Origin of the sequence: Micromonospora chokoriensis (assembly GCF_000718555.1) — a bacterium.
In the GTDB taxonomy this organism is placed as follows: Bacteria; Actinomycetota; Actinomycetes; order Mycobacteriales; family Micromonosporaceae; genus Micromonospora; species Micromonospora chokoriensis_B.
Genome location: NZ_JOAN01000011.1, coordinates 290170 through 298469 on the forward strand (window position 1 = coordinate 290170; position 8300 = coordinate 298469).

General features: G+C 70.0%; 7 protein-coding genes. 6 read left to right on the top strand and 1 reads right to left on the bottom strand.

Annotated features, from left to right (window positions below; translation table 11 throughout):
• Positions 1 to 33 precede the first annotated feature (33 nt).
• Together IF46_RS0117070 and IF46_RS0117075 are read left to right on the top strand one after the other, a co-directional pair.
• Entirely contained in the window at positions 34 to 1752 is a 1719-nt protein-coding gene (locus tag IF46_RS0117070) for an ATP-binding cassette domain-containing protein (protein WP_036392294.1), read from the top strand.
• Positions 1742 to 3208: an aminotransferase class V-fold PLP-dependent enzyme gene (locus tag IF46_RS0117075; protein WP_084597933.1), complete on the top strand. Its 1467-nt coding sequence runs from the start codon at positions 1742 to 1744 to the stop codon at positions 3206 to 3208. The genes IF46_RS0117070 and IF46_RS0117075 overlap by 11 nt, the downstream gene beginning before the upstream one ends.
• A gap of 15 nt (positions 3209 to 3223) precedes the next feature.
• On the opposite strand, the gene IF46_RS0117080 is transcribed toward IF46_RS0117075, so the two are convergent.
• Entirely contained in the window at positions 3224 to 3622 is a 399-nt protein-coding gene (locus IF46_RS0117080) for a hypothetical protein (RefSeq protein WP_030489349.1), read from the bottom strand.
• A 296-nt stretch (positions 3623 to 3918) separates the two neighbouring features.
• Between IF46_RS0117080 and IF46_RS0117085 the strand changes: the two genes are divergently transcribed.
• The 4 genes from IF46_RS0117085 (at position 3919) to IF46_RS0117100 (ending at position 8131) form a co-directional block, all read left to right on the top strand.
• Positions 3919 to 5175 (top strand): glycoside hydrolase family 16 protein, encoded by a 1257-nt coding sequence (locus IF46_RS0117085; RefSeq protein WP_030489350.1) that lies wholly within the window; start codon positions 3919 to 3921, stop codon positions 5173 to 5175.
• A 170-nt stretch (positions 5176 to 5345) separates the two neighbouring features.
• Positions 5346 to 6368: a DUF4331 family protein gene (locus IF46_RS0117090; protein WP_030489351.1), complete on the top strand. Its 1023-nt coding sequence runs from the start codon at positions 5346 to 5348 to the stop codon at positions 6366 to 6368.
• Positions 6369 to 6585: 217 nt separating this feature from the next.
• Positions 6586 to 7131, top strand: coding sequence for a hypothetical protein (locus IF46_RS0117095; protein WP_030489352.1), 546 nt, complete (start codon positions 6586 to 6588; stop codon positions 7129 to 7131).
• A 76-nt stretch (positions 7132 to 7207) separates the two neighbouring features.
• Entirely contained in the window at positions 7208 to 8131 is a 924-nt protein-coding gene (locus tag IF46_RS0117100) for a hypothetical protein (protein ID WP_051723968.1), read from the top strand.
• Positions 8132 to 8300: the final 169 nt, after the last annotated feature.

Below are 8300 nucleotides of genomic sequence, written 5' to 3' on the forward strand. Positions count from 1 at the left end.
TGGCTCACTCCCCGACCGGATCGAGCACTCGACATGACTACCGAGCAGACCACGTCTCCCCCACGTGCCGGTGTCGGCATCGCCGCTCGGGGGCTGGGCCAACGCGTCCGCAGCGGTCGCCAGATCCTGCACGACATCTCGCTGGGCATTGCGCCGGGAGAGCTGGTCGCCATCATCGGCGCCAGCGGTGCCGGCAAGACCACCCTGCTGGAGATACTCGCCGGGGTACGGACCCCGACGGCGGGCACCGTGACGTACGACGGCATCGCCACGGCGGGCGCCATCGGTGTCGTCCCGCAGGACGACATCGCCATCGGTGTCGTCCCGCAGGACGACATCATCCACCGGGAGCTGCCCCTGGCCCGCACCCTGCGCTACGCCGCCCGGCTGCGCCTGCCCTCCGCCACCGGGCCGACCGAGATCGGTGACCGGGTCGCGGAGGTGCTCGCCGAGCTGCGGCTCACCGAACGGGCCGCCACGCCGGTCGGCCTGCTCAGTGGCGGTGAACGCAAGCGCGCCAGCATCGCCGTCGAGCTGCTCACCAGGCCCGGCGTGTTCTTCCTGGACGAGCCCACCTCCGGCTTGGACCCGGCGATCGCCGTGGAGCTGCTCCGGGTGCTGCGCGCGATCGCCGACACGGGAGCCGCCGTCGTGCTCACCACCCATCAGGTCACCGATGTGGACCATTGCGACCGGGTCGTCGTGCTGACCCGGCAGGGCCGTCTGGCGTTCAGCGGCACCCCCGCCGCCGCCCGGGAGTTCTTCGGCCTGCGGTCCCTCGTCGAGGTGCACCTGCGGCTCGACGAGGCGACGCATCCCGCCGAGTGGCCCGATCGCTTCGCCGAGCTGCAGCGCGACGCCGATCCGCCGGCCCGCACCACCGACGATTGTGACATCGCCGCGCCGAGGCCCCGGAGCGTCGGCCGGCTACGCCAGTGGGGCGTCCTCACCGCGCGCAACGCGGAGATCGTCGTGCGCAACCGGCTGACCCTGGCGATCCTGCTCGGCTCCCCGCTGATGGTGCTCGCCATGTTCGCGCTGCTGTTCCGTCCGGGGGCGTTCGAGCCGACAAGTCCCAGCCCGACGGTGACCGTGATGATCCTGTTCTGGATCGCGTTCGGCGGCTTCTTCTTCGGGCTGACCTACGGGCTACTACAGATCTGCACCGAGCTGCCGATCCTGCGCCGGGAGCGGCTGGCCGGTGTCCGGCTGGTTCCGTACCTGTTGGCGAAGGTCGCGGTGCTGCTGCCGCTGCTGGCCCTCGTGGACCTGGCCCTGCTCGGGGTGCTGCGCGGCATCGACCGGCTGCCGCCGGTCGGCGGCGCCGACTTCGCCGCCCTGTACGCGACCCTGCTGCTCTCCTCGGCGGCGGCGCTCGCCCTCGGCCTGCTCTGCTCGGCGGCCGTGTCCGACGCGGCCCAGGCGACGCTCATGCTGCCGATGCTCTGTTTCCCGCAGGTGCTGTTCGTCGGCGCGATCCTGCCGGTCCCGGCCATGGCGGTCGGCGGTCAGTGGCTCAGCTACGCGATGTCGAACAGGTGGGCGTTCGAGGGGCTGGGGCACACCGCCGGGGTGGAGCGGCTCTGGCGCGAGGGTGGCTCCCCGCTCGGCCCGCCGCTGCTGGCCACGTACGGCGACAGCTTCTCCCGGCCGGTGTGGGTCGACTGGCTGGTGCTCGGCGGTTTCGTGGTGCTCTTCCTGAGCGCGACCTGGGCGGTCCTCGCACGACGGGACTCCCGCCGTGCGTCCTGAGCCGACCTCGCACGCCTCCCCCACAGCGCTGCCGGGGTACGCCGCCACCGGCCGGATCGACGAGCTGCGCGCCACCGAATATCGACACCTGGACACCGACGGGCAGGTGTACCTCGACTACGCCGGCGCCGGGGTGGTGGCCCAGGCCCAGGTGCGCGAGCATCACGATCGGCTGCTCGCCGGCCTGTACAGCAACCCGCACTCGGAGAACCCCACCAGCGCGGCGGCGGCTTCGCTTGTGGAGACGGCGCGACGCGCGGTGCTCGACTTCTTCCACGCCGACCCGGCCGAGTACGCGGTCGTCTTCACCCCCAACGCGAGCGGCGCCTGCCGGCTGGTCGGCGAGGCGTACGACTTCGGCCGGGCCACGCCGCTGGTGCTGACCTGGGACAACCACAACTCGGTCAACGGCATCCGCGAGTACGCCCGGTCAGCCGGCGCGTCCGTCCGCTATGTGCCGCTGAGCGGGCCGGAGCTGCGGGTCGCCGAGTCTGACCTGGTCACGGCGTTCGACGCCGGCCGGCACCGCCTGGCCCGTCGGTGGGGTCGGCCGGGTCGTCGCGGGCTGTTCGCCTACCCGGCGCAGAGCAACTTCTCCGGGGTGCAGCACCCGCTGAGCTGGGTGGAGTTGGCCCACCAGCAGGGCTACGACGTGCTGCTCGACGCTGCCGCCTTCGCGCCGACGAACCGACTGGACCTCAGCGTCGTCCGGCCGGATTTCGTGTGCCTGAGCTGGTACAAGCTCTTCGGCTACCCCACCGGGGTCGGCGCGTTGCTGGCCCGCCGTGACGCGCTGGCCCGGCTGCGCCGGCCCTGGTTCGCCGGCGGCACGATCCGCGCGGTAAGCGTGCAGGGCGACTGGCACCGGCCGATGGACGACGAGTCGGCGTTCGAGGACGGCACGCTCAACTTCCTGAGCATCCCGGACGTGGAGTTCGGGTTGCGCTGGCTCGACTCGATCGGCGTGGACCTCGTCCACGCCCGGGTCGGCCTGCTCACCGAATGGCTGCTGGAGCGGCTGACCACGCTGCGGCACGACACCGGCGGGCCACTGGTCCAGGTGTACGGGCCGACAACGGGTGCGGGGCGCGGCGGCACGGTGACGTTCAACCTGCGCCACCCGGACGGCACGCTTGTCGACGAACGGCTCGTCGCGCGGGAGGCCGCAGCGGCCGGTCTCTCCCTGCGTACCGGCTGTTTCTGCAACCCGGGCGCGGGCGAGGGCGCGTTCGGGATCAGCCGGACGTCGACGCGGCGGCGACTGTTGGCGGGGGCCGACACGATCGACAAGTACCTCACCGCGCTGCGTCTGCCGACGGGCGGCGCGGTCCGTGTCTCGTTCGGACTGGCCTCCACGGCGACCGACGCGCAACGCTTCGTCGCCTTCGCCCAGTCGACCTACCTCAACCGTGCGGTCGGCACCGAGTCACCACTGCCACCTCGGCTGCGTTGCTGACCTGCCCGGCCGGGGCTAGCTGACCTGGGCCACCGGCGCCGGGCGGTGCTTGATCTCCTCCATGAACGGGAACCGGGCGGTCAGCTCGGCGAACGTCAGGCCGGCCCGCCAGGCCGCGGCCACCTGGGCGACCTGCATCAGGTCCATGACGTCACCGCGCGCGAGGACCTCGCCCGCGACGCGAAGGTCGATCATGAAGTATCGGGCCTGTGACCCCAGCCCCACGCAGATCACGCCCTCGTCGGAGTGCAGCTCGGCGCAGGTGAACCGGGCCCGCCCCTGCTCCGGCGCGGTAACCCGGCCGACATCGAGCCCGTGGCGGGCAGCGGTTTCGATGAGCGCGGGGGCCAGACCACCCCGCTCGACCAGATCCGGGTAAAGGCGCACACCCAGCGCCGTCGACGCCTCGCTCATGACTGACTCCCACTTCCTTGTGACAGAGACCAGCAGCGCGCAGGTTACGGGAACGTTTCCGGCACGCCTCGTCATCCTGTCCCGCCTGGACACCCCACGGCAATAGGAAGGGTCGATTCGACCGCTATCGAGTAATGCTCGGCCACGCCGAATTTCTTCGATGGGTCAGCGCCGCCCATCTCGTGATATTGGAAACACTCTTGACAGAAAGCGACGATATCGACATGCTTCGCTCTAGAGAGCGCTCTCCATCCCACTGCGCAGCCTCCGCCACCCCCCACGCTGAGGAGCCTCCCGTGTTCACAGCCCGACCCAGCCTCCGCTTTCGCCCCCTCGTACTCCTGGCGGTCGCCCTCGTCGCGACCACGACGGCGCTCGCCGTCCCGGCGCACCCCGACCGGGCCGAGGCCGCCATCGGCCCGATCAGCTGGCAGGACGAGTTCAACTCCCCCGCCGGCACGCCCGTCGACCAGAACAAATGGCGGTTCGACATCGGCGGCGGCGGCTGGGGCAACAACGAGCGGCAGTACTACACCAACAGCACCAGCAACGCCGTCCACGACGGCCAGGGCAACCTGGTCATCACCGCCCGTCGGGACAATCCCGGCAACTACCAGTGCCACTACGGGCGCTGCGAGTACACGTCGGCGCGGCTGCTGACAGCGGCGACCTTCACCCAGACGTACGGGCGATTCGAGGCCCGGATCAAGATCCCGCGTGGTCAGGGCATCTGGCCGGCCTTCTGGATGCTCGGCACCGGCGGCGGATGGCCCGACGCTGGCGAGATCGACGTCATGGAGAACATCGGCCGGGAGCCCAACACCGTCTACGGCACCGTGCATGGGCCCGGCTACTCCGGCGGCGGCGGCATCACCGGCAGCCGCAGTCTCTCCTCGCCGCTCGCCGACGGCTTCCACACCTACCAGGTGGACTGGGAGCCGAACGTGATCACGTGGTACCTCGACGGCGTGCAGTTCCACCGGGTCGATCCCGCCCGGCTCGGCGGCAGCCGTTGGGTGTTCGACCACCCCTTCTTCATGATCCTGAACGTGGCGGTCGGCGGCAACTGGCCCGGCTACCCGGACGGCTCGACGCAGTTCCCGCAGCAGATGCTCGTCGACTACGTCCGGGTGTCCAGCTACACCTCGGGCGGGGGCAACCCGACGCCCGGCACCAGCCGGATCAGAGGAGCGCAGAGCGGTCGCTGCATCGACATCCCCAGCGCCAACCCGGTCGAGGGCGCCAAACTCCAGATCTGGGACTGCAACACCTCAGCGGCTCAGAGCTGGACCTTCGCCTCCGACGGGACCATCCGCGCGATGGGCAAGTGCATGGACCCGGCCTGGGCCGGCACCGCCAACGGCACCGAGGTCAACCTGGTCAGCTGCAACGGCAACACGGCACAACGCTTCACCCTCAACGCCGCCGGCGACCTGGTCAACCTCAACTCCAACAGGTGCGTGGACGTGCGGGAGGCCAACCCCAACAACGGCGGCAAGCTGCACCTGTGGGACTGCCTCGGCGCGGCCAACCAGAAATGGTCTCGCATCTGACGACGCGAGCACGAGTGGGTGGGCCGTCCGAGAACAGCGCGGACGGCCCGCCGTCGTGGAGCCTCTCCGCGCACCTCGGCGGGCCTAGATTGGCGCGATGAGCGGGGAGGCCAGGCTTACGCCCACTATGGTCGGATTGGTTCGAAATCCGGCATTCTGGGAGTGAGCACATGTCGCACCACCTCGACACCCCCCTCGCCGCCCAGGGCGGTCAGCTCTACATCGACGACCTGTACGTCTTCAACGGCGACCGCGCCACGGTGTTCGTCATGGACGTCAACAGCTCGGTGACCAAGGCTGACATCAAACGCGGCTTCCACGCCGAGGCACGCTACGAGATCAAGATCCATATCAACGGTACGGAGCTGGAGGACCTGACCTATCGATTCGCCTTCGGCGAGCCGGACGGCGACGCCAGGCAGGCCCTCCAGCTCTACGAACTCACCGGAGCCGACGCCCGCGACGACGCCGCGATGGGCACCCCCGTCGCCGAGGGGCGGACCGGCGAGGTGTGCACCGGCAGCAACGTCCGGATCTGGGCCGGGCGGATCGCCGACCCCTTCTTCATCGACCTCGACGAACTCGCCACCATCAACGGCGCGGTCAAGAACGGTTCGCGGGTGGACCGCTCGGCGTGGCGGGTCGACCAGGCCAAGAACAGCTTCGCCGGCACGACCGTCGAGTCGATCGTCCTGGAGGTCTCCCATGACGAGCCGCTGCTGCGCGACGGCACCGAGATCGGCGTGTGGTGCCGCACCCTGCTGGCCACCGACGCTGGCGGATGGCGGCAGATCAACCGCGCCGGCCACCCCATGATGTGGCCGATCTTCTGGCCGCACGACACCGATTTCTCGGACCCGGCCAACTTCCGGCACCCCGGCGTCGACCTCACCGAAGGCGGCGAGGAGATCGCGAACGCGGTCGCCGGGGTCGTCAAGGCGAACGGCACCGCACCGGACCCGCAGGCGTACGGCTGGAGCGTCGCCCGGCAGCTCTACCCCGACCTGCTGTCGTACAAGGTCGGCACGGCCGCGAACTTCGGCTTCGCGGTCCGCAACGGCCGCGCTCTGGCCGACAACGCACCCGAGGTGATGTTCTCCCTGGTCCTCAACACCGGCACCACGTCCGGCCTCACCTCGGACGTGACCAAGGCCGCTCGTGCCGCCGCGTTCCCGTACGTGGTTCCGGCCTGAAATCCGCCCCCAGGGCTCGGCGTCGGAAGCGGCGCCGAGCCCTTACTGTGCACGCCCTGCGAGACGGCCACGAGCACGCGACGCTTGTCACCGAAAGCTCGTGCACGAGCACCGCCAGACCACCGGGTGACGCTGGCGTTATTCGTCCCACGTTGGGTGTTTTGCGTAGTTAGTCTCAAAGAGCTTCCTATGGGTTCTTTAGGACAAAGGAGACTCGATGCGTAGAAAGCTTCTCGCGGGTATGGCCGGTGTCGCCGCCGTCGTCGCGCTCGCCGGGCCGGCCGCCGCGGACACCACGGGCGACACGATCGTGACCCTCACCGTCGACGCCGCAGGTGGTCTGGCGATCACGGTGCCGGCGACGGCGAACATCGGGCACGGCGTGGAGGGCTCGACCATCACCGGTCAGCTAGGCCCGGTCACCGTGCTGGATCAGCGCGGGGCGCTCACCCCCAACTGGACCGCCAACGTCATCTCCACCGACTTCGTCACCGGCGGCGGTTCCTCCGGGGAGACGATCCCCAACATCAACGTCCTGTACTGGTCCGGCCCCGCGACGGCGACCGCTGGTGGCGGCACCTTCACACCGGGTCAGCCGACCGCCGCCCAGCAAGTGATCATCAACGTCCCCCAAACGGCGATGACCCACACCGGCGGCACCGGCAACAACTTCGCCTCCTGGAACCCCACCCTGTCGGTTAACGTGCCGACCGGCACCGTCCAGGGTGTCTACACGGGGACGGTGACACATTCGGTGTTCTGAGCCGCTCGGCCGGCTGGCGCTGCTGGCCTCGGTCGCCCTCGTGGCGCTCGGGGTTTCGGCGGCGCCAGCCGTTGCCGTGCGGGAGCAGCGACAGGAGCCGGCCGACGAAGCCGCGATCAGCATCCGGATGCTGGACATCCCCGCCAGTCGGGTGCAGGACCCCCGTGCCCAGGTCTACATCGTGGATCACCTCAAGCCGGGAACGACGATCAACCGCCGCGCCGAAGTGCAGAACACCTCCGGTGCGACGCAAAAGGTCGAGTTCTACTCCGGCGCCGCGTCCGTCGAGAACAACGCCTTCGCCGTGCCCGAGGGGCGAACCGGAAACGAGCTCAGCGGTTGGATCCGCCTGAAGACCGCCGCGATCGAGCTGGACCCCGGCGAGCGACGGCCGGTCGAGGTCGAGATCGCCGTCCCGAAGAAGGCATCGAAGGGCGAGCGCTACGCGGCGATCTGGGCGCAGGTCACCAGCGCGACGGAGCGCACCGGCAACGTCACCCAGATCCACCGGGTGGGCATCCGGGTCTACCTCGACGTCGGTCCGGGTGGTGAGCCGCCGACGGACTTCCGCATCGACGGGTTGGCCGCGGAGCCCGGCACCGGCGAGTTCCCCGTGGTCACCGCAGAGGTCACCAATACCGGCGAACGCGCACTGGACATGACCGGCACCCTGTCGCTGACCAAGGCAGCGGTCCAGGCCGGGCCGTTCAAGGTGACCAACGGCGTGACGATCCTGCCCGGCCAGCGCGGCCAGGTGCGGATCGAGGTCAACCAGGCGCTGCCCGCCGGCACCTGGGAGGTGCACGCGAAGCTCGCCAGCGGCACCGTGGAACGCACCGCGACCGGGACGATCGTCCTGCCCGTCGCGGCCCCGATGACTGTCGCGACGGGCACCGGGCCGAGTTGGCTGGTCTACACGGTCGGCGGGTTCGCCCTGCTGGTGCTGGTCACCCTCGGTGGCTGGTACCTCGTCCGCCGGCAACGAGCCCAGCTGGCCTGACTGTCACCACACCGGAAACTGCCCGGCCGTTCCCCAGGAACGGCCGGGCAGCAACGTCTCACCGCGTCGATCATGGAGTTGTGGTGCCCGTCTTGGGGATAGTCGAGTGACTTGTCCCCCACCACAACTCCATGATCGGCCGGGGTGGGGTGGGGGGTGGGTGGGGTGG